General features: G+C 68.2%; 16 protein-coding genes. 12 read left to right on the top strand and 4 right to left on the bottom strand.

The annotated features are described in order from the left end of the window. Positions 1-4: 4 nt before the first annotated feature. The 8 genes from OO68_RS15765 to OO68_RS15730 all read left to right on the top strand — a co-directional run bounded on the left by OO68_RS15765 (position 5) and on the right by OO68_RS15730 (position 7,600). Entirely contained in the window at positions 5-523 is a 519-nt protein-coding gene (locus OO68_RS15765) for a DUF1707 and DUF4190 domain-containing protein (RefSeq protein ID WP_033308980.1), read from the top strand. Between the two features lie 319 nt (positions 524-842). Then, positions 843-1,214 carry a 30S ribosomal protein S12 gene (rpsL, locus tag OO68_RS15760; protein WP_003948652.1) on the top strand — a complete coding sequence of 124 codons (372 nt, stop codon included), beginning with the start codon at positions 843-845 and terminating at the stop codon, positions 1,212-1,214. A 2-nt stretch (positions 1,215-1,216) separates the two neighbouring features. After that, the gene (rpsG, locus tag OO68_RS15755) at positions 1,217-1,687 is read left to right on the top strand and encodes a 30S ribosomal protein S7 (RefSeq protein ID WP_003992340.1); all 471 of its coding nucleotides are present in this window, start codon (positions 1,217-1,219) and stop codon (positions 1,685-1,687) included. Between the two features lie 39 nt (positions 1,688-1,726). Continuing rightward, the gene (gene fusA, locus OO68_RS15750) at positions 1,727-3,853 is read left to right on the top strand and encodes an elongation factor G (RefSeq protein ID WP_033308979.1); all 2,127 of its coding nucleotides are present in this window, start codon (positions 1,727-1,729) and stop codon (positions 3,851-3,853) included. Between the two features lie 156 nt (positions 3,854-4,009). Continuing rightward, on the top strand, positions 4,010-5,203 hold the full coding sequence (gene tuf, locus OO68_RS15745) for an elongation factor Tu (RefSeq protein ID WP_033308978.1): 1,194 nt from the start codon (positions 4,010-4,012) through the stop codon (positions 5,201-5,203). A 214-nt stretch (positions 5,204-5,417) separates the two neighbouring features. Beyond that, positions 5,418-5,696 (top strand): hypothetical protein, encoded by a 279-nt coding sequence (locus tag OO68_RS15740; protein ID WP_051814664.1) that lies wholly within the window; start codon positions 5,418-5,420, stop codon positions 5,694-5,696. A gap of 48 nt (positions 5,697-5,744) precedes the next feature. Then, positions 5,745-6,392, top strand: a complete 648-nt coding sequence (locus tag OO68_RS15735) for a hypothetical protein (protein WP_033308977.1) — start codon at positions 5,745-5,747, stop codon at positions 6,390-6,392. Positions 6,393-6,628: 236 nt separating this feature from the next. After that, positions 6,629-7,600 (top strand): SUKH-3 domain-containing protein, encoded by a 972-nt coding sequence (locus tag OO68_RS15730; RefSeq protein WP_033308976.1) that lies wholly within the window; start codon positions 6,629-6,631, stop codon positions 7,598-7,600. A gap of 205 nt (positions 7,601-7,805) precedes the next feature. Here OO68_RS15730 and drmC read toward each other — a convergent pair whose 3' ends face one another. Genes drmC through drmA form a run of 3 tightly spaced genes read right to left on the bottom strand, consistent with a single transcriptional unit; the run spans position 7,806 to position 14,001 of the window. Then, positions 7,806-8,549 (bottom strand): DISARM system phospholipase D-like protein DrmC, encoded by a 744-nt coding sequence (gene drmC / locus OO68_RS15725; protein ID WP_033308975.1) that lies wholly within the window; start codon positions 8,547-8,549, stop codon positions 7,806-7,808. Next, positions 8,546-10,402 (bottom strand): DUF1998 domain-containing protein, encoded by a 1,857-nt coding sequence (gene drmB, locus OO68_RS15720; protein ID WP_033308974.1) that lies wholly within the window; start codon positions 10,400-10,402, stop codon positions 8,546-8,548. Before drmB ends, drmC begins: the two co-directional genes overlap by 4 nt. After that, entirely contained in the window at positions 10,399-14,001 is a 3,603-nt protein-coding gene (drmA, locus tag OO68_RS15715; protein WP_157852723.1) for a DISARM system helicase DrmA, read from the bottom strand. The genes drmB and drmA overlap by 4 nt, the downstream gene beginning before the upstream one ends. A 302-nt stretch (positions 14,002-14,303) precedes the next feature. On the opposite strand from drmA, the gene OO68_RS43095 reads away from it, so the two are divergent. From OO68_RS43095 to OO68_RS15695, 4 genes are all read left to right on the top strand, one after another. Beyond that, positions 14,304-14,831, top strand: a complete 528-nt coding sequence (locus OO68_RS43095; RefSeq protein WP_209442586.1) for a DUF4365 domain-containing protein — start codon at positions 14,304-14,306, stop codon at positions 14,829-14,831. Then, positions 14,828-16,021 carry a hypothetical protein gene (locus OO68_RS15705; protein WP_051814663.1) on the top strand — a complete coding sequence of 398 codons (1,194 nt, stop codon included), beginning with the start codon at positions 14,828-14,830 and terminating at the stop codon, positions 16,019-16,021. Before OO68_RS43095 ends, OO68_RS15705 begins: the two co-directional genes overlap by 4 nt. Positions 16,022-16,119: 98 nt before the next feature. After that, a complete protein-coding gene (locus tag OO68_RS15700; RefSeq protein ID WP_051814662.1) occupies positions 16,120-17,460 on the top strand; it encodes an AAA family ATPase in 1,341 nt (446 codons plus the stop codon). 4 nt (positions 17,461-17,464) lie between these two features. Continuing rightward, the gene (locus OO68_RS15695; RefSeq protein ID WP_157852722.1) at positions 17,465-17,971 is read left to right on the top strand and encodes a hypothetical protein; all 507 of its coding nucleotides are present in this window, start codon (positions 17,465-17,467) and stop codon (positions 17,969-17,971) included. 25 nt (positions 17,972-17,996) lie between these two features. Here OO68_RS15695 and OO68_RS43090 read toward each other — a convergent pair whose 3' ends face one another. Next, positions 17,997-19,760 (bottom strand): hypothetical protein, encoded by a 1,764-nt coding sequence (locus OO68_RS43090; protein WP_157852721.1) that lies wholly within the window; start codon positions 19,758-19,760, stop codon positions 17,997-17,999. Positions 19,761-19,766 lie beyond the last annotated feature (6 nt).

Raw genomic sequence — 19,766 nt, 5'->3', positions numbered from 1 at the left:
CTCCGTGTCGCAGCCCTATCCGTCCTGGCAGCCCTGGCAGGGCTCCGGCGCCCCTTCGATGCTCGCGTCGCACGCAGACCGGGAGCGGGCCGTGGACGTGCTCAGAGCCGGGTACGGCGAGGGGCGCCTGGAGCACGGCGAGTTCGAGAAGCGGGTCGGGCGGGCGTATGCGGCACGGACCGTGGGGGAGCTGGCGCTGCTCGTCGCGGATCTGCCGCAGGGGCCGCTGCCGCGGCCGGCCTCGTTCGCGCCCGTGCCGGCGTCGTTCCTGCCCGCGCCGCGGCCACGGACCAACGGGAAGGCCGTGGCGGCCGGGGTGTGCGGGCTGCTGTGCGTGCCCACGATGGGGCTGACCGGGATCCCGGCGGTCGTGCTGGGGCATGTGGCCCGGGCCGAGATCCGCAGCCGGGGAGAGCTGGGGGACGGGCTCGCGCTGACCGGTCTGGTGCTCGGATGGTTGTCGACGGCAGGTTGGGCACTCGTTCTGGTGTTGCTGACCGTGGTGTCCGTCGTAGCATCCTGAAGGTATGCATATCGGACACTCGCCGACGAATTGAAGATCGACAACGGCCGAGGGGCTTGACATGTCCCGCCTGGCGATGCGGGCGGTGCCCATTTGTTTTGACCGCAGCGAATGCGGTAGGTACGCTCAGACCTTGTGCCTGGGGTGTGCCCTGGCTCGCGTGTGTGCCATGAACCGCACGGCGGGCCGACACTGGCCACCGTAATCTGCGCTGTTTCTGCCTCGCGGCGGGAGTCCGCGGGTTCGACACACCCGACCGCGTGGGTCGGAGATGTTCCAGGTTAGCTTCACCATTCGGCACACAGAAACCGGAGAAGTAGTGCCTACGATCCAGCAGCTGGTCCGGAAGGGCCGGCAGGACAAGGTCGAGAAGAACAAGACGCCCGCACTCGAGGGTTCCCCTCAGCGTCGTGGCGTCTGCACGCGTGTGTTCACGACCACCCCGAAGAAGCCGAACTCGGCCCTGCGTAAGGTCGCGCGTGTGCGTCTGACCAGCGGGATCGAGGTCACCGCTTACATTCCGGGTGAGGGACACAACCTGCAGGAGCACTCCATCGTGCTCGTGCGCGGCGGCCGTGTGAAGGACCTGCCGGGTGTTCGCTACAAGATCATCCGTGGTTCGCTCGACACCCAGGGTGTCAAGAACCGCAAGCAGGCCCGCAGCCGCTACGGCGCCAAGAAGGAGAAGTAAGAATGCCTCGTAAGGGCCCCGCCCCGAAGCGCCCGGTCATCATCGACCCGGTCTACGGTTCTCCTCTGGTGACCTCCCTCATCAACAAGGTGCTGCTGAACGGCAAGCGCTCCACCGCCGAGCGCATCGTCTACGGCGCCATGGAGGGTCTGCGTGAGAAGACGGGCAACGACCCGATCATCACGCTGAAGCGCGCGCTGGAGAACATCAAGCCGACCCTTGAGGTCAAGTCCCGCCGTGTCGGTGGTGCGACGTACCAGGTTCCGATCGAGGTCAAGCCCGGTCGCGCCAACACGCTCGCGCTGCGCTGGCTGGTCGGTTACTCCCGCGCCCGTCGCGAGAAGACCATGACCGAGCGTCTGCTCAACGAGCTTCTCGACGCCTCCAACGGCCTCGGTGCCGCTGTGAAGAAGCGCGAGGACACCCACAAGATGGCCGAGTCCAACAAGGCCTTCGCGCACTACCGCTGGTAGTCGCTACCCACATCGAGACCGAGAGAAGACTGAAGCCTTATGGCTACCACTTCACTTGACCTGGCCAAGGTCCGCAACATCGGGATCATGGCCCACATCGACGCGGGCAAGACGACCACCACCGAGCGGATCCTGTTCTACACGGGCGTGTCGTACAAGATCGGTGAGGTCCACGACGGCGCCGCCACCATGGACTGGATGGAGCAGGAGCAGGAGCGTGGCATCACGATCACGTCTGCTGCGACCACCTGTCACTGGCCGCTCGAGGACAACGACTACACCATCAACATCATCGACACCCCGGGTCACGTCGACTTCACCGTCGAGGTGGAGCGCTCCCTGCGTGTGCTCGACGGTGCCGTGACGGTGTTCGACGGTGTCGCCGGTGTCGAGCCGCAGTCCGAGACGGTGTGGCGTCAGGCCGACCGTTACGGCGTGCCGCGTATCTGCTTCGTCAACAAGCTGGACCGTACCGGCGCCGAGTTCCACCGCTGCGTGGACATGATCTCGGACCGCCTGGGCGCGCAGCCGCTGGTCATGCAGCTGCCGATCGGTGCGGAGGCGGACTTCAAGGGCGTCATCGACCTCGTGACGATGAAGGCCCTGGTCTGGTCGGCCGAGGCGACCAAGGGCGAGATGTACGACACCGTCGACATCCCGGACACCCACGCCGAGGCTGCCGAGGAGTACCGCGGCAAGCTGCTCGAGGCCGTCGCCGAGAACGACGAAGAGCTGATGGAGCTGTACCTGGAGGGCACCGAGCCCACCGTGGAGCAGCTCTACGCCGCGATCCGCCGTATCACGATCGCGTCCGGCAAGGGCGGCGGCACCACCGTCACCCCCGTGTTCTGCGGCACCGCGTTCAAGAACAAGGGCGTTCAGCCCCTGCTCGACGCGGTCGTGCGCTACCTGCCCACCCCGCTCGACGTCGAGGCCATCGAGGGCCACGACGTCAAGGACCCGGAGCAGGTCATCGCGCGCAAGCCGTCGGAGGACGAGCCCCTCGCCGCGCTCGCGTTCAAGATCATGAGCGACCCGCACCTCGGCAAGCTCACCTTCGTCCGGGTCTACTCGGGCCGCCTGGAGTCCGGCACCGCCGTGCTGAACTCCGTCAAGGGCAAGAAGGAGCGCATCGGCAAGATCTACCGTATGCACGCGAACAAGCGTGAGGAGATCGAGTCGGTGGGCGCCGGCGACATCGTCGCCGTCATGGGCCTGAAGCAGACCACCACCGGTGAGACGCTGTCCGACGACAAGAACCCGGTGATCCTGGAGTCCATGGACTTCCCGGCGCCGGTCATCCAGGTCGCCATCGAGCCCAAGTCCAAGGGTGACCAGGAGAAGCTGGGTGTCGCCATCCAGCGCCTGGCCGAGGAGGACCCGTCCTTCCAGGTCCACTCGGACGAGGAGACCGGCCAGACCATCATCGGTGGTATGGGCGAGCTGCACCTCGAGGTGCTGGTCGACCGTATGCGCCGTGAGTTCAAGGTCGAGGCCAACGTCGGCAAGCCGCAGGTCGCCTACCGTGAGACGATCCGCAAGGCCGTCGAGCGCGTCGACTACACGCACAAGAAGCAGACTGGTGGTACCGGCCAGTTCGCCAAGGTGCAGATCGCGATCGAGCCGATCGAGGGCGGCGACGCCTCCTACGAGTTCGTGAACAAGGTCACCGGTGGCCGCATCCCGAAGGAGTACATCCCTTCGGTGGACGCCGGTGCGCAGGAGGCCATGCAGTTCGGCATCCTGGCCGGCTACGAGATGACGGGCGTCCGCGTCACGCTCATCGACGGTGGCTACCACGAGGTCGACTCCTCCGAGCTCGCGTTCAAGATCGCCGGTTCGCAGGCCTTCAAGGAGGCCGCGCGTAAGGCGTCCCCCGTGCTCCTTGAGCCGATGATGGCCGTCGAGGTCACCACGCCCGAGGACTACATGGGTGAGGTCATCGGCGACATCAACTCCCGCCGTGGTCAGATCCAGGCCATGGAGGAGCGGGCCGGTGCCCGCGTCGTGAAGGGCCTCGTGCCCCTCTCGGAGATGTTCGGCTACGTCGGCGACCTGCGCAGCAAGACGTCCGGCCGTGCGAGCTACTCCATGCAGTTCGACTCCTACGCCGAGGTTCCCCGGAACGTCGCCGAGGAGATCATCGCGAAGGCCAAGGGCGAGTAACGCACCGCGTCTACACGCCGTAGGCTTGACTCCGGAGCCTTGAGGGGCATTCCGCCGCAATCGCGGTGAGAGTGCCCCGGGGCCCGGGCTTTCCAGCAAAGATCACCTGGCGCCGATGAGTAAGGCGTACCAGAACCACTCCACAGGAGGACCCCAGTGGCGAAGGCGAAGTTCGAGCGGACTAAGCCGCACGTCAACATCGGCACCATCGGTCACATCGACCACGGTAAGACGACCCTCACGGCCGCCATTACCAAGGTGCTGCACGACGCGTACCCGGACCTGAACGAGGCCTCGGCCTTCGACCAGATCGACAAGGCTCCTGAGGAGCGCCAGCGCGGTATCACCATCTCCATCGCGCACGTCGAGTACCAGACCGAGACGCGTCACTACGCCCACGTCGACTGCCCCGGTCACGCGGACTACATCAAGAACATGATCACGGGTGCGGCGCAGATGGACGGCGCCATCCTCGTGGTCGCCGCCACCGACGGCCCGATGCCGCAGACCAAGGAGCACGTGCTCCTGGCCCGCCAGGTCGGCGTTCCGTACATCGTCGTCGCCCTGAACAAGGCCGACATGGTGGACGACGAGGAGATCCTGGAGCTCGTCGAGCTCGAGGTCCGTGAGCTCCTCTCCGAGTACGAGTTCCCGGGCGACGACGTTCCCGTCGTCAAGGTCTCCGCTCTGAAGGCCCTTGAGGGCGACAAGGAGTGGGGCAACTCGGTTCTCGAGCTCATGAACGCCGTCGACACGGCGATCCCGGAGCCCGAGCGTGACGTCGACAAGCCGTTCCTCATGCCGATCGAGGACGTCTTCACGATCACCGGTCGCGGTACGGTCGTCACCGGCCGTATCGAGCGTGGTGTCCTGAAGGTCAACGAGACCGTCGACATCATCGGCATCAAGACCGAGAAGACCACCACCACGGTCACCGGTATCGAGATGTTCCGGAAGCTCCTCGACGAGGGCCAGGCCGGTGAGAACGTCGGTCTGCTCCTCCGTGGCATCAAGCGCGAGGACGTCGAGCGCGGCCAGGTCATCATCAAGCCGGGCTCGGTCACCCCGCACACCGAGTTCGAGGCGCAGGCCTACATCCTGTCCAAGGACGAGGGTGGCCGCCACACGCCGTTCTTCAACAACTACCGCCCGCAGTTCTACTTCCGTACGACGGACGTGACCGGCGTGGTGACCCTCCCCGAGGGCACCGAGATGGTCATGCCGGGTGACAACACCGAGATGAAGGTGGAGCTCATCCAGCCCGTCGCCATGGAGGAGGGCCTGAAGTTCGCCATCCGTGAGGGTGGCCGGACCGTGGGCGCCGGCCAGGTCACCAAGATCAACAAGTGAGTCTTCGGACTGGCTTGAGGGTCTACTGACCTGAGTGGCTCGAAGGGGCCCGTACGACTTCGGTCGTGCGGGTCCTTTTGCCGTTTCCGGCCCTGCTCCGGCGGGTTGCCGACAGCTTGGCCGGGCCGGAGCGGCAGTCGCGCAGTGGCCGGGAGCGGGGCCCCGGAATGCTCCCCCCGGGAGTCGCCGGCCTTTGTCGAGACGCTTCCGCGAGATGACGGACGTCCTGGTGGAGCGGAACGGTGTCTCCCGCGCGGAGGCGGTCGCCAGGATCAACGCGATGTACGGAACGCGGGAGTCGGCCGCCTGGGGCGTGGAGTTGATGGGCCACGAGCTGCCGGAGTACTGGGCGTACGGGACGTACTACATTCCGGATCACCGGAAGCGCCTCCCGGTCGGAGATCCGTATGCGGACGCGGACATCGACTTCAGCACGCATCCCGTACGGCCGGCACCCCCGAGGGACTCACCGTTCTGGACGCTGGACGAGTAGTGGCACGATGTGCGCACGTGTGATCGAGCGAACGGGGAGACCGGCGTCATGGCCCGCTACATGGAGACACTGACCGTCGAGCGAGGCGGGTTCCGGATCAAGGTGCCGGAGTCGTGGTGGGAGTTCGACGTACGGCCGGAGTCGCGGGACGACTCGATCCGGCGGATGGTGAACGAACGGGTGCAGCAGCGCCCGGAGTTGGAGCAGCACCGGGGCACCTACGTCGACTTCCTCCAGAAGGCCGCTGCCGATGCCTGGAAGTCGGGCGCAATGTACTGCGGCTGTATGGCGGAGAACTTCGGCGGGGACACGCCGATCACCGGCTCGGTGACCGTCTCCCTGGTCGGCGGCCGCAACCAGCGCGGCGAGCCGCTGTCGAACGACCCGTCGGTCATCGCGAGCCAGCTCGCGGTCAAGGAAGCCAAGCGGGAGGGCGACTCCTGGCGCAAGGTGACGACGGTCGACATCCCCGGTGTGGGCCCGGCCGCGCGCACACACGGAATCGAGGACATCGCCGTACCGGGCGACGCGCTCAACCGCACGATCAGGGCCGTGCTGATGCAGACGTACATCCCGGTGCCGGGGCAGGAGGGCAAGGTCGCCCTGGTCGCCGGCAGCAGCCAGGTCCTGGACCTCGCGGACTCTTTCTTCGACATCTTCGACGCGATCACGTCCACGTTCCGGTTCACGGGTTGATCGATGTCCCGGAAGTGGGCCCGGCAGAGTGGTGAGGCGGGTCTCGGGACGGTGATCGGACTGACATTTCATTGCACGCTGGCGGAGGTGTCTCCGCGGATCGTGAGGGCGATGCAGCTGCCGGACGCCGGTCAGCGCGGGGTCGCGTACGGCACTGCCTGGGCTGGGGACGCGGAGCGCGAACGCCCCTGGGATCCGGTGAAGCCGCAGCGGTCCGGTTTTGGACGGTGGTGTGAGTGAGTGCTGATCAGACACGGAGCTGGTCCCCACAGACCGAGGAAGTGCTGAGGCGCGTCGGTTGGCGGCCCGGCCGTTCCGTGCCGACGGGCACCTGGGAGGCGATCCTCGGTGAGCGCGGCTCTTTCCTGGCCCACGATGCCACGCGCCGGTTCATGTCCGAATTCGGCGGTCTGGTGACGTACGGCCTGCCCTCCGACTCGATCACCACGTCGTCTGCCGTGCGGTTCGATCCCCTCCAGGCCCAGTGGCAGGACGAGCGCTTCGCGAAGGCGAGCCGGGAAGCCGGAGCTCTCCTCTACCCCGTGGGCACGGCGGACGAGGGCGCCAGTTTCCTGGGCATCACCGAAGACGGAGCCCTTTACCTCGTGAGGGACGGTGTGGAACTGCTGGCCTCGACCATCGACCAGGCGATGGCCTACCTGGTTGAGGCGCAGAGCGCCCGGTCCGCCCTCTGGGTGCCCGGCGCTCCAGCGCCCCAGCACCCCTTCTGGAGGCGACTGCACACGGTGGAGACCGGCCCGGAGGCCGGGACTCGCTGGTCCGAGGAGACGGACCGGGTGCTGCGGGCGGGCGGCTGGTTCCCGGGCCGTTCGGTTCCGACGGACACCTGGGAGGGCATCCTCCTGCAGACCGGCGAGTTCGAGATGCATGACGCGGCGCGGTGCTTCCTGGCGGAGTTCGGAGCAGTGGGCGTGCCCTACCGCGAGCCGCGGGACTCGATGCCGTGGATGGAGTTCTCGCTTGATCCGCTGCTCGCGTTCTGGGACGCGGAGATCATTGATGACCTCGCTGAGCAGGCAGGCGTCGATCTGTACCCGATCGGCATGCGCGACCGCGGGAACCAGCACCTGGCCATGGCGGAGGATGGCTCGGTCCATGCCGGCATGGACAGCGTCTGGCTGCTGGCCCCCACACCAGACGAGGCCTTGCGGAAGCTCACCAACAGGGTCCAGCCGACTGTTACGTGACGCCCTGCTGCTCGCAGCCGAATCCGACCAACAGCAGTACGCGTTCACTCCCCACTGAACACGTTGGCCTTCGCGCCATTTCGCAGTTGTCACTGCGGTTCAAGTGTTGGTGGGTGCTTGCGACCGCGCCTCGCGGGCCTTGCGCGTGCGCTGCGCACAGGGCAATTTGTGCTTGACGACGCCTGAACCGTTCTGGATGGGGTCGTCAGCCGGGGCGCAGCAAGCCTGTACTCCTGTTGGACAACCATCGAAAGTGATCAACCAGACGGCCCACAAGGCGCGGGTCACGCAGCATCACGCCTACTTCTACGTTCTCGTCAAGGGCCCGGTTCGTGAGATTGGCGCTGCCCAAGAGGGCAGTGTGCCGATCAGCGGCGATGACCTTCGCGTGCAGTCTGCCGATCGACGAGCCTTCGGCCGGGAGCCACACCTGGATCTGGTCCCTGAGTGGTGTGAAAGGGCGTGCTGCCGCGGTCGAGCCGTCGAGTAGGACGTCTATGAGGACCCCACGCTGTACTGCCTGTCCGAGTTCCGTTACCAGGTCGGTAATGCCGTAGGCAGCGAAGCTGGCAAGGAGGAGTGTCTGCTGCGCTGAGCGTATGACGTCGATGGCGATGCCCCGTGTGAGCCGGACCGGAATGGCTGGACTGGTCGGCCCGCTGACGACGAGATCACTTCGCGCGGCATCGAACAGCTCGGTCCGAGCAACTGTGTCAAGCGCCAGGGCGAGTGCCGCGCCGGGCAGCTCGGGAGCCTCCTCCCGCCAAGTCCGCCGTAGTCGCCTCAGCTCCACAGCGAGACCGGCGGCGGGAGTAGCCTCCACGAGTTGGTCGAGTGCTACGTCGTAGGGATGCTCCGCCGCTCTCAGTGCGGTTGCCCACGCCGCAAGCCGCTCGGCCGGGAGCCGCTCCCCCAGCTCGGCGAGAAGAGCGGGCAGGCGGCTGCTCACGGCCGGAAGGCTCCGAAATCACCCGCCAGAGTTTCGACGAGTACGGCACGGTCCAGGTAGTGGTTGCCTCTTTCGCAGGACGTTTCGGCAGCGAAGAGACAGGCGTGGCACGCCGCGCCGTGCAGGCGTCCGTGGACACGGGGGTCGTGTTCCGAGCACATGGGGTCGGAGCTGCACAGTCTCGCCTCTTCGAAGGCCTGGGAAATGGCTGGGCCAAGACGCTCCCTGCGGCCCAGGGAGACCAGGCCGCCTAGTGTCCCTTCACTGTCCGGGGCCGCCGTGTAGAGGAGCACCCCGGCCATGGGGTTCTTGCCGGTACGGGCGTAGATGCGCTCCGCTATGCCGGAGGCACCGTAACCGCACTCCAGAGCGAACTGGCGGATCAGGACATGGGCGAAGGTGTGCAGCAGTACGTAGCGGATTCCGGGCCACTCATGGTCGATGCCGCGGGCCCGACACCACTTCCGGTGTCCCTCCTTCAGCACCCTCTCACGGGCCTTGACGTCGGTTCTCTTCTCCCAATCAGCGATCAGATCCTCGCGGAAGGAGAGGAAGACGCCTTCCCCTCTGAGCTCCGCGCAGGGCACCCAGGTGGGCGCTTCACGGCTCAGACGCGCGGCGGGTGACGAGAGATCCTCTTCCTGGGGCAGCCACTCCGGTGCGTCGATTCTGGTGAAGCCGGTGAGCGCGGAGACTTCTCGCAGCCGGTTGACGAGGACCACGCGCTCAAGCCACCCGTTGGCGCTCTCGGGCAGTCGTTCGTGCTCGGTGGTGAAGTCGGGAAGTTCGTGCCTGTGCGGGGCCGTGAAGGCCTGCCATTCGGGTGTGGAGAGGTCGAAGTCGTCGTCCTCGGACTCATGGGCCGCCGGCTCCGCCACAGCAGCTGCCTCCGCTGTCACCGCCTTCCACACCGCTTCCACGCCGTACGGCTCCAGTTCGGGCCAGCACGCCTGGGTGGGGAGCAGCATCTTGGCCGCCTCGGCCGGAACGGCGGCCAGCAGTTGCAGGGAGCCCCAATGCTCGCGGACCGCCTGGGCCAGGGGCTCGTCGGCGCGGGGCAGGCTGAACACTCTGAGCTGGGAGGCGAACCAGCTGTTGGTCGCCCCCAGGGCGATCGTGCGGACTGTCTCGCCGCACTCCTCGAAGCTGCCCAGGTGCGGGTGATGACCGCGGCACGCAGGAAGTTCCTGCTCGCCTCGGCGGCCCATCGCCTCGGCCATGGAACGGGCCGAGATGTGCTTGCAGGTGCACTGTACGAAGACGTTGGCAGCCTCACCGGTCGTACCGCGTTCCACAAGGGTGAGGGTGTTGCAGTCTTCGGGGGGAGCCGCGCCGCGGTGCACGAAGTACTGCCACGGGAAGTCGTCCATGTGCCCGGCAGGGCAGGCGATCAGGAAGCGCGCCGGTACCGCGGTGGGTCTACTGCGGCCCTGGCCGAAACAGTGGTGGACGTAGCGGGTGTTCTCCGGACGGAAGAAGTGTTCCTCCAGTTCGAAGAGCCCCGATGATGCGGGCGCCAGCTGGTTGCACTGTTCACGGGAGCAGCGCAGCCAGCGGGGGAAGAGCGCCACGGGGACACCGATCCTCGCCCAGTCGCCGAAGGGGTCGGTGGTCTCCGGCAGGTGTGGAGGGGTGCGCAGGGTGGTGACCTGGGCTCCCAGACGTCGGCGCACAGCGGCGAGCAGACGGTCCTCTGTCAAGGGTTTCGCCCGCTCCAGCTCCCAGTGGTCGAGGCCCAGCACCATGGTGGACAGGTTGGGCAGGTCGACGACCGAGCCGACGCCGTAGGTGTGCAGGAGCTGGCTGGGGCGGAGCTCGCCCACACGCAGGGGCCCGTTGGCAGGTGCCGTCACGGCTTCTCCCGATGGTCGTCTTCGTCCGAGGGGGCGTCGGGCTGTGGGCGGGGGCTGAACGGCGGCTCGGCGGTGAGGTCCTGGCCGAGATCACCCACGAACATCAGACGGACCGGGGGTTCCACCTCACGCAACGATGTCGGGCAGGTGGTCAGCTGCCAGCGCGATCCGTCCGGTTCCTTGAGGAGCGGCGTGACGTCTCCCTGGCGCCGGGCGGAGCGATAGCCCAGCACCGCGCCCGGGGCCTTCCGTTTCCGCTCCCAGTTGTCCAGGCGCTGCCCGAGACGTGTGCCCAGTTCGCTCACTACGCGGCGGTTCTGGGTGACGGCGTCGGCACGCCGCTCCAGATAGCGCACCACATGGTCAGCGAGTTCTCCCCTGGTGTCGAAGAACTGCGCCCCGCGATTGCCGTTGTACTCCTGCTTCAGGTTCCGAACGAGGGCGGCCAGCACTCCGGTGAGGCCACGGTCGATGGCCCGGTCCGCGAACGGGGTCACGGAGAGGGCTTCCACGTGCTGGTAGACCGTGGCGTGGAACGACTCGAACGTCTCGTAGTGGGAGAGGTCCCGAGGCCGGGCCCAGTTGAGAACCGTGAAGACGAGCCCGGGCGCTTGGCGGCCGACGCGACTGGTGGCCTGGATGTACTCGGCGGTCGACTTGGGCTGGTTGTTGACGACCATGGCGCCGAGCCGGGAGACGTCCACGCCGACGGCGATCATGTTGGTGGCGAGCAGTACATCGATGGGGCGGGGGGAGCCCTTGCGGGGGCCGGTGAACGGCAGCTCGAGCTTCTCCAGGATGTCCGGGATGGCGTCGGAGGACATCCGGGAGGTGAGCTCCGCAGGCTCCCCGAGGAAGCGGACGGCGAGGCCGCGTCTGTCGACGCGGGTGAGGCGGGTGGAGATGTCGTCCTCGACCAGTCGCCGCATGCCGCCCAGGTCCCGGAGACTGTTGAAGTAGCCGACCAGGGTCATGTAAGGGTCGGTGAGTTCGCCCTGACCGTAACGCTGGTGAAGCAACTGGGCGGCGGCCAGCTGAGCCACGTAGACACGGATGGCCACCGACTTGGTACGGACGCCTTGTGCGCAGATACCGACGTAGCGGCGGCCCGGTTTCTTGTCGGTGGGGCGCCGGCGGGCGAAGAAGTTGTCGTCGGCTGTCAGCCCGGGAGGCGGGAACACGGCCGTGCGGCGGGCGAAGAGGTCGTTGATCTGACGCTCCGCGCGGCGCACGGTCGCCGTGGACGCGATGACCTTGGGGCGGACGGCTCTGCCGGGTTCGATCTCCCAGGTGGCGAGCTTGTCGATGGCGCCCTCGTAGAGTCCGGTCAGTGAGCCTAGCGGGCCGGAGATCAGATGAAGCTCGTCCTGCACGATCAGGTCGGGCGGACGGACCCGGGGCGCGTCGACAGTGCGGGCGGCAGGGTGGTTGCCCTGGGCGGGATGGCTGTGCCGCTCCCATTCGCTGTCGACGGCGTCCGCGGTGACGTACCCATGGCGGGTGCAGCGTCGGGCGACCTGGCCGAACAGGGCCTGGGTCTCGCCTTTCCACGGCAGCTGGGCGAACTTGTCGACGGTGGCGATGACCAGGCTCGGCGGCAGCCGGTAGATCTCCTCGTCGACGACGAGAACGGGAAGCCCCCGCTCGTGCGGGTCGGTCTCGAAGGCTCCCTCACCGAAGGGGCAGAAGAACACGTCGGGGCAGACGATGAAGGTGCGGCGCAGGGTGGGGTCGACGGAGATGTCCCGCCCGGCGTCCAGTTTCGTGCCGCACCAGGGGCAGCTCGTCAGCTGGTGGGGGGAGCCCGCACGGCTGCGCCGGCCGCGGCCCTTGTTCTTGCGGCGGTCCTTCAGCCATTCGTTGGCCTGGTCGGTGGTGTTCGGGGTGACGCCGCCGCCGACCCAGAGACCGATACGGAAGGGCGCCGTGCCCCACAGCGCGGTGTCGTCACGGCGGATCGTCTCGCAGGCGCAGATAAGGGCCGCCGCACGCTGGAACTGCTGGATGGTGAGCAGTCGCAGCGTGTACCGCATGAGGACGGCCATGCCGTGCTCGGCGTCCAGACCGCCGAGGCCGGGCAGACGGCGGCGTATGGCGAGGGTGAACGCGGTGAGGCCGAGATACGCCTCCGTCTTGCCACCACCGGTGGGGAACCACAGCAGGTCGGCGACGGCTGCGTTGTCGTCGGCACGCTCCCTGTGACCGGGATCGGCGAGGGAGGGGAGGTTGAGCAGCAGGAAGGCCAGCTGGAACGGGCGCCAGCTGCGGTTCTTCGGGATGTCGGCGTCCGTGACCGCCGTGTCCAGAGGCAGATCCTGGTCCCGTCGCCGGCGGGCCGCGGCGATGGTGTGGACGCGCTGCTGCCACATCGCGCGGTTGGCGAACCGGAAGGAGTCCAGGACGGGTCCCTCGACCAGCAGCCGGATACCGGCCTCGATGCGGTCCGCCGTCTCGCCGGCGCGCTTCAGGTTCAGGCGCGCCTCGGCCTCGAAGCCGTCGAGGCGGGCCGCTGGATCGGTGATGGTCTGCCGGGTGCGCTCGATCCAGGCCCGGTAGCCCTCCACGAGCGGGAGCAGCGCGGCGCGCAGGCTGTCCGGGTCCAGCTCCGACAGCGCCTTCATGTCGAGGACCAGGCTGTCCAGTTCGACCAGGTCATGGTCGAGCTCGGAGCGCGGGTCGGGCACGTCGGTGTGCGGGATCTCGTACGAGGGGGCGGCCTTGGTCGTGACCGTGATGGCCCGCAGCGGGTCGTCCGGGCTGGGCTGCGCGTGCACTCCGGTGCCGTGCCCGACGGCGAATTCCGGGTGGAAGCGGTACGTCATCGCCAGGGAACGCCGCTCCCGGCGCTCGTCGGGGTCGCCGCCGGACCGCTCGGGGGCGTGCCGGGGCAGGAAGGGCGCGGATTCCGCCGCGCCGCTCACGGACATCTCCACCTGGAACATCCAGTTGGCAGACCCGCCCCTGTCCTCCTGCCCGTTGACGAGGAACAGGGAGACCAGCCAGTCGCCGTTCAGCCGCCGTGCCCTTCCGCGGACGACGACGTTCGGGAAGTCCTCGGCGAGCACCTGGCGCGGCTCGATGCCCTCGTCCTCCAGGAGTTTCACGGTGGCAGAGCCGTTGTGCACCCGCCGGTGCCAGACGGTTCCACCCGTGTACTCGGGATCCTTGGAGTGTCCGGGTTCGTACGTCGCCCAGGAGCAGTTCACCTTCAGTGCGTCCACACCGCCGTCGACGCGGACTGTCACGCCCAGCGAGGAGGGCTGCAGACTGGGCACGTTCGGCGCGTCGGGATCCGGGTCGCCCTCCTCCGCGTCTGGGACGGCGGCGACGACCTCCTCGTCGAGCGTGGCGGGTTCCACGGGCATTCCGCCCAGCTTGACCCGCCCCTCGTGGACGACCCCGCCCGGAGCCAGCCGGCCGATGATGTAGTGCTCGACGGGGCTGCCGGCGAGCTCCTCTTCCTCGCCGCCGATGGGACCGAGCAGATCCGTGACGACCAGCTCCGCGAGCTCGTCGCGCAGTTGCTGCGGCGCGGGCATACCGAGGACCGGCGAGGCGGCGCCGCCGGAGGAGGACGCGGGGATGCTCTGCTGGCTCACGTCGCTCACCATAGAGCCGCGCACTGACAGCGGGCAGGGACTTCTGCAGGGAATGTGATCAACCACTTTCCCGATGCACCTTGTTCTGACTACCCTGAGCCACTGATCAGGTACGCCGTGGCGTGGGGGAACGGATGCAGGACGAGCCGGTGCAGAAGTCGTACGGCGTCCCCCTGCGAAGAGGGGTACCTGCCCAGGGGCAGGGCGCCCCGACATCGCCCGGGCAGGCACAGAACGTCCCGGGCACACCTCCTCAGCAACCGGCTTACGAACCGGAGCCGACTCAGTTATCGCCCTTATCCATGGGCGACTACGGCCACCAGGGCGACTTCGGCGAGCAGTTCGTGCAGTCGCTGGCCATCTCCGCCAACCTGGACGTCGTGCCCAGGCCCTGGCGGGACCGACGGGGCGTGGACTGGGAGTTCACGTATCCCAGCGGCGACGGAGTCCGCAAGCACCCCCGGATCCTCGCCCAGGTCAAGTGCTGGGCCCGCAGCCAGGCCGAGCCCGAGGACGGCTCCGACGCCTGGCGTTATCCGCTCAGGATCCACAACTACAACCTGCTGGCAGGCCGCGACTGGTACGAGCCGCGCTTCCTCTTCCTCGTGGTGGTACCCCACGACCACACGGCATGGGTGGACGTCAGCCCGGACGGACTGCTGCTGCGCTACGCCGCCTACTGGGCCTGCTTCCACGAGGGCGCGCCATTGGAAGGCCGCCCCAAAGACAGTAAGTTCAAAGTCGCCGTACCGAAGGCGAACCTGCTGACGATCCCGGCCCTGCACAGCCTCTTCGGCCGCGAGTTCCGAGAAATGCTGGTGGAGTCATGACCGTGATCTCCGAAGCGGAGTTCGACCGCGCAGCCGAGCTGACCCCGCGCCACCTGCTCCGCTACCTGCGCGGCCGGGGCTGGTCCGCGGCACGTGATTACGGCCGGGGAGAGCTGTGGGTTCTTCCGGCACCGCAGGACAGCAGGCGCCCCACCTACGAGGTGCTGGTACCCCTGGATCGCCGTCCGCGTGACTACGCCGACCGGGTCGCCGATCTCCTGGAGACGCTGTCCGTGGCGGAGGGGCGCCGAACGGCCGACGTGTTACGGGAGATGACGCTTCCGCCCGCCGACTGGCAGTTCCTGCGGCTCCTGCCGCCCGGGCCGTCCGGTACGGCCCCCCTGGTGGACCTGGTCCCCGCGCTCACGGGTCTGAAGGAGCTGATGACCGCGGCGGCCGCTGCGGCCCTGGCTCCTCAACCCGTGCAGCCTGCCCAGAAGCCCCAGCAGGTCAAGGATTTCGTGTCCTCCGTCCGTCTGGACCAGACGAGGGTGGGCAGCTACGTCATCGCCGCGCACACCCCGATCCCCGAGCCGTTGACCGATGATCCGGCCCAGGACGAACTGCCCTTCGACGACATGCACGACACCTCCCGCATCGGACCGACAGAGCCATTCGAGAGGCTCGTGTCCCGGCGTCTGTACGCGGGTGTGGTGTGTGCGCAGAAGGCAGCCATGCAGTCGGTCAGGGACGACTCGCTGGTGGACTTCGCCCAGTTCGCCCCAGCCGGCCTTTCGGCGAATCTCTGCGAGGCGTTGGTGCGTATCGCAGGGGAGGAGCGTCGGCCGTACGAGCTGAGCTTCGACTGGACCGCCGACCTGCCGATGCCCCAGGAGACACCGCCCATCGCACTGCCCAGCCTGCTCCTGCCCGCGCTCGAAGCGGGCGCGAAGGACCTGCGGGAGCGACTCGGCCGGCGCGGCGCCGTGCTGCGGGGCGCGGTGGTGCGCATGCGCAGGGAGCTGGGTTCCCGGTGGGGCGAGGTCACCGTGCAGGGGCAAGTCGTGGACGAGTACGAGCCCCGGAGCCGGCGCGTGCGGATGGTTCTGGAGGCGCACGACTACGACAAGGCGGCCGAGGCGCACCGAGAGGGCCACGAAGTGGTCGTGCGCGGTGATCTCGCCGTGCACGGCAACAGGACCCGGATGGAGTCGGTCACCACGTTCACCGTGCTGCACGTGAACGACTGACCGCGCGGCACGGCCGGTCGGCGATGGACGTCCCGCGAGGGCTGCTGCTTAGCTGGTGGGCACACATGCCAGGTCGGAGCGAGTGAGAGAGGTGCCCGGTGGAGACTCCCCGTCTGGAGGAGGTGCGCCTGACCTCCTTCAAGAGCTTCACCGAGCAGCGCCTGCCCCTGCAGGACCTCACCGTGCTGATCGGGCGCAACGGCAGCGGCAAGTCCAACGCGCTCGACGGCTTGATGGTGCTGTCCCGGCTGGCACTGGGCGAGCCGGTGCGGGATGCCCTGGACGGACCGCGGACGGGTGGCGAGGAGCCGATCCGGGGAGGGGCCGAGGGCTGTGCGCCCTTGGGCGAGAGCAGCTTCCGCCTCGGCTGCCGGGTTCGGTCCGGTGAGGCCGTCTTCGACCTCGATGTGGTGATCGCGGTCTCTCCCGAGGTGCGCATCCTGGGAGAGGAGCTGACAGCAGTCGAAGGCGTGCCGTACGCGGGCCGCCGGCTGGCGGCAGGCCGCTCGCTCCTGGCCAGCGATGCCGCGGACCCACGCCGCAGCGATCTCAATGTGCGCTACTTCAACGGGCGACGCGGTCTCGACCCGGGCGTGCCTTTCGCCGCCGACCGGCTGCTGACCAGCCAGGTTCCGGTACGTCTGCCCGCGACCACGGAAGCGACGAAGCTCGTGCACCGCGCCGCGCAGGACGTGCTCGCCGTCCTGCGGGACGTCTTCCTGCTGGACCCGGTCCCGCACCTCATGAGGCAGTACGTCAACGCCCGTGACAGCGAGCTCCGGCGCAGCGCGGACAACCTGAGCGCGGCGGTCGCCGGTCTGAAGCAGGCCGATCCGGCCGCGTTCGAGCGGCTCACGGAACTGGTGGCGGGCATGCCCGAGTATCCGGTGCGGGGGGTCACCAGCGTCGGCACGAAGCTGGGCGATGTGCAGCTGGTGCTGCGTGAGGCGGGCTATCACGGCACGGAGCACGACGTCCCCGCGCGGCTCCTGAGTGACGGCATGCTGAGGTTCCTGGCCTTCGGCACCGCGCTGCTCAGTGCGCCGGTCTCCGACGGCGGGGAGGAACCCCTCCGGGCTCAGCGGCACCTGGTCATCGAGGAGATCGAGAACGGTCTGTACCCCACCCAGGCGGCGCGGGTGCTGCGCCTGATGAAGGAGGAGTCGCAGCGGCGCCGCATCGATGTCCTCTTCACCACCCACAGCCCGGCCCTGCTCAACTCCCTCACCGCGCAGGACCATTCCGGTGTCGTCGTGTGCAGCAGGGACGCCGACTCGGGCGAGAGCCGCTTGTCCCGTCTCACGGAGTTGCCCGGTTACGTCGACCTCCTGGCGGCCGGCGACCTGGGCGACGCGGTGACCAAGGGGCGGCTGCCCGAAGCCGTACGTCCGCGGGATACGGGCGTGACCGATGTCGAGGACTTTCTGAGGAGTCTGTGAGCCCGTGAGCAGTCAGCGTCGGCCAGGGCTGCAACTCCCCGTCGTCGATTTCCTGGATACGTCGGTCTTCGTGGAGATCCTCGACGTGCCGCACATGAACGGGAACCGCTCGGCGGTCCTGGCGGAGATGGACGCCAGATTGAAGGCGAAGGTCCGCTTCGTACTGCCGACCGCCACCGTGGTCGAGACGGGCAACCACGTCTTCCAGATCAAGGACGGGGACGCCCGTCGCAAACGTGCCGCGGCCTTCATGGGCCTGCTGCGCAAGACCGCCGAGGGCGAGGCTCCCTGGGTCCTGCACGAGCGCACCTGGGACGGCGCATTCCTCACCGCCCTGTGCGACGGCGGCACCACAGGGATGGATCTGGCCGAGCACGCTGTGTGTCAGCAACTGGGCACCGGTGACCTGAGTATCGTCGCCGAGCGGGATCAGTACGCGTCCCGGGTCCAGGCGGAGGTCCGCATCTGGACGCTGGAGTCGACGATGGGGACGTGGGCCGAACTGCGGTGAGCCTGAGCCCGGCCCTGGGTGACTGCTACGGAAGCTCCGCTTCTGCGGCGGAGACGGGGTCGTCGCCGAGGCCCAGCAACCCGTCCGTCAGATGGTTCATGATCCAGGGTCCGCAGGGAGCGCTCTCCCCGTTCGTGACGATCGGGCGGTCGAGCAGCGGGGTGGCGGCGAGTACGGCGAGCGCCGCCTGACGGGCGCCGATGGCCGGGGCGAGCCGGTCGTACATGCGGCGCAGGCGGGCCGCGCCCCGCCCGATCAGGTGGCTGTCGACGTGCCAGTCCGGCTCGTCCGCGCAGAGTTCCCGCAGGTCGCCCAGTAGCTCATGGACGCGCTCAGGCTGCCATACCTCCGGGTCGTCGGTCAGGACGGCGAGGATGTCGTCCAGGGCCTCGGGCCGTTCTCCGGAGCGGGCGGAAGTGGGGTCGTCCGGCGGCCCCGGGAGCGCGGGCGGGAGGGCTGCGGCTATGTCGGGCAGGGAGGTCTCGAAGGGTGGCTGATCGAGCACGCCGTAGAAGAGGACGCGCGTCATGGCGGCGAGCCCGAGTGAGGTGATCTCGGTGAACGGCTTGATCGCCCATCCGGGCTCGTCGCAGGCGCGCTGGGCGTGGCCCTCGAACTGGTTGAGCGCATGCGTGGTCATGTTGGCGCGGGGCGCACGAGGGTGCTTCTGAGCTCCCTCGGCTGCCGCCCGCGTGGACCGCCACACCAGGTTGTAGATCTCGCCGAGCGGACGGACCTCGGCGACCCGGTAGGCGGCCTCCTTGAGCCGGGCGTACTGGTTCTCCGGGACCTCCGGCAGGTACAGCTCGTCCAGGCGATGCGTGAAATAGCGCAGCGCCTCCTCGGCGACCAGCTCGACCACGGCGTTCAGGAGGTCCTGCTGGCGCGCCGCTGTGAGGACGGCGGGGTCGAGCGCGGAGCTCAGGTGGGCGTCCAGGTTCTCGGCGGCGGTGCCCATGCTGGTGCCGTAGGGGGCGTAGAAGTACGCCCTCTGGGGGTAGTAGCTGCTTTCGAGCGTGGGGGTGGGGACGTTGTCCAGGTCGCCTTCGGCTTCCTGTAACCCGGTCTCGAAGGAGTCCGGCCGCCAGACGAAGGCGTGGTGGGGGCTGCTCGGGTGGACGCGCAGGAGGCCGGCCGAGAGGGACGAGTTGAGCAGGTGGCTGGAGGCTGCGGCATCGGGATGCAGCGGGGCGGTCCAGGCACTCACCGCGGTGAACGGAGTCGCGGAGGGGGCGTAGCGGAGGAGGGCGAGCGTGGCGATCATCTCGCGTACGCCGGCTCGGGTCGGGATGTCCGACTCGGCGAGAAGACGGAAGGGATACTTCGCCTCGACGGCTGCCTGGCAGAGCTCGTCCCAGCGAGCGCGTGCCTCCCGCAGTGCGGACTGCTGACGCGCCATGGCCTTGGCGACCTGGCGCTTCTTTTGCCTGGAGGGATCGGCGAGCTGGCGTACCAGCTCGGTAAGTGACGGCGAGCAGTCCGCGCACACCACGGTGTCGTCGTCCAGGCAGACCTGCTGGAGGCTCGTACGGGAGACCAGGCTCAACGGTCCGCCGCACTCGGGGCAGTTTCGCCCCTCCAGGACCGCGCGAGTACCGGCCGCTGCGATCACATAGTGCCGGTTTCCCCAGCCCAGGGTCTCGATGTCCGTCGCCCGCTCGCACCACACGGGCGTGCCGGTCTCCGCGTGGAATCCCGCGAGGGCCCAGTAGCGCTCGCCGATCGCGACGAGTTCTGGATCGGCGCCTTCCAGGGCCGTGACGCGCGGGAAGAGGTCTTCTGTTGTCACGATGAA

The organism is Streptomyces iakyrus, from assembly GCF_000717055.1.
In the GTDB taxonomy this organism is placed as follows: Bacteria; Actinomycetota; Actinomycetes; order Streptomycetales; family Streptomycetaceae; genus Streptomyces; species Streptomyces iakyrus.
The sequence above is the reverse complement of the archived record's forward strand: the minus strand, read 5'-3'. Positions and strand labels throughout refer to the sequence as shown.

What these genes read in the sequence shown, in the direction of transcription:
- rpsG (WP_003992340.1), top strand. Translation starts at nt 1,217, where the DNA reads ATGCCTCGTAAGGGCCCCGCCCCGAAGCGCCCGGTCATCATCGACCCG.
- fusA (WP_033308979.1), top strand. Translation starts at nt 1,727, where the DNA reads ATGGCTACCACTTCACTTGACCTGGCCAAGGTCCGCAACATCGGGATC.
- OO68_RS15740 (WP_051814664.1), top strand. Translation starts at nt 5,418, where the DNA reads ATGACGGACGTCCTGGTGGAGCGGAACGGTGTCTCCCGCGCGGAGGCG.
- OO68_RS15735 (WP_033308977.1), top strand. Translation starts at nt 5,745, where the DNA reads ATGGCCCGCTACATGGAGACACTGACCGTCGAGCGAGGCGGGTTCCGG.
- OO68_RS43095 (WP_209442586.1), top strand. Translation starts at nt 14,304, where the DNA reads ATGGGCGACTACGGCCACCAGGGCGACTTCGGCGAGCAGTTCGTGCAG.
- OO68_RS15705 (WP_051814663.1), top strand. Translation starts at nt 14,828, where the DNA reads ATGACCGTGATCTCCGAAGCGGAGTTCGACCGCGCAGCCGAGCTGACC.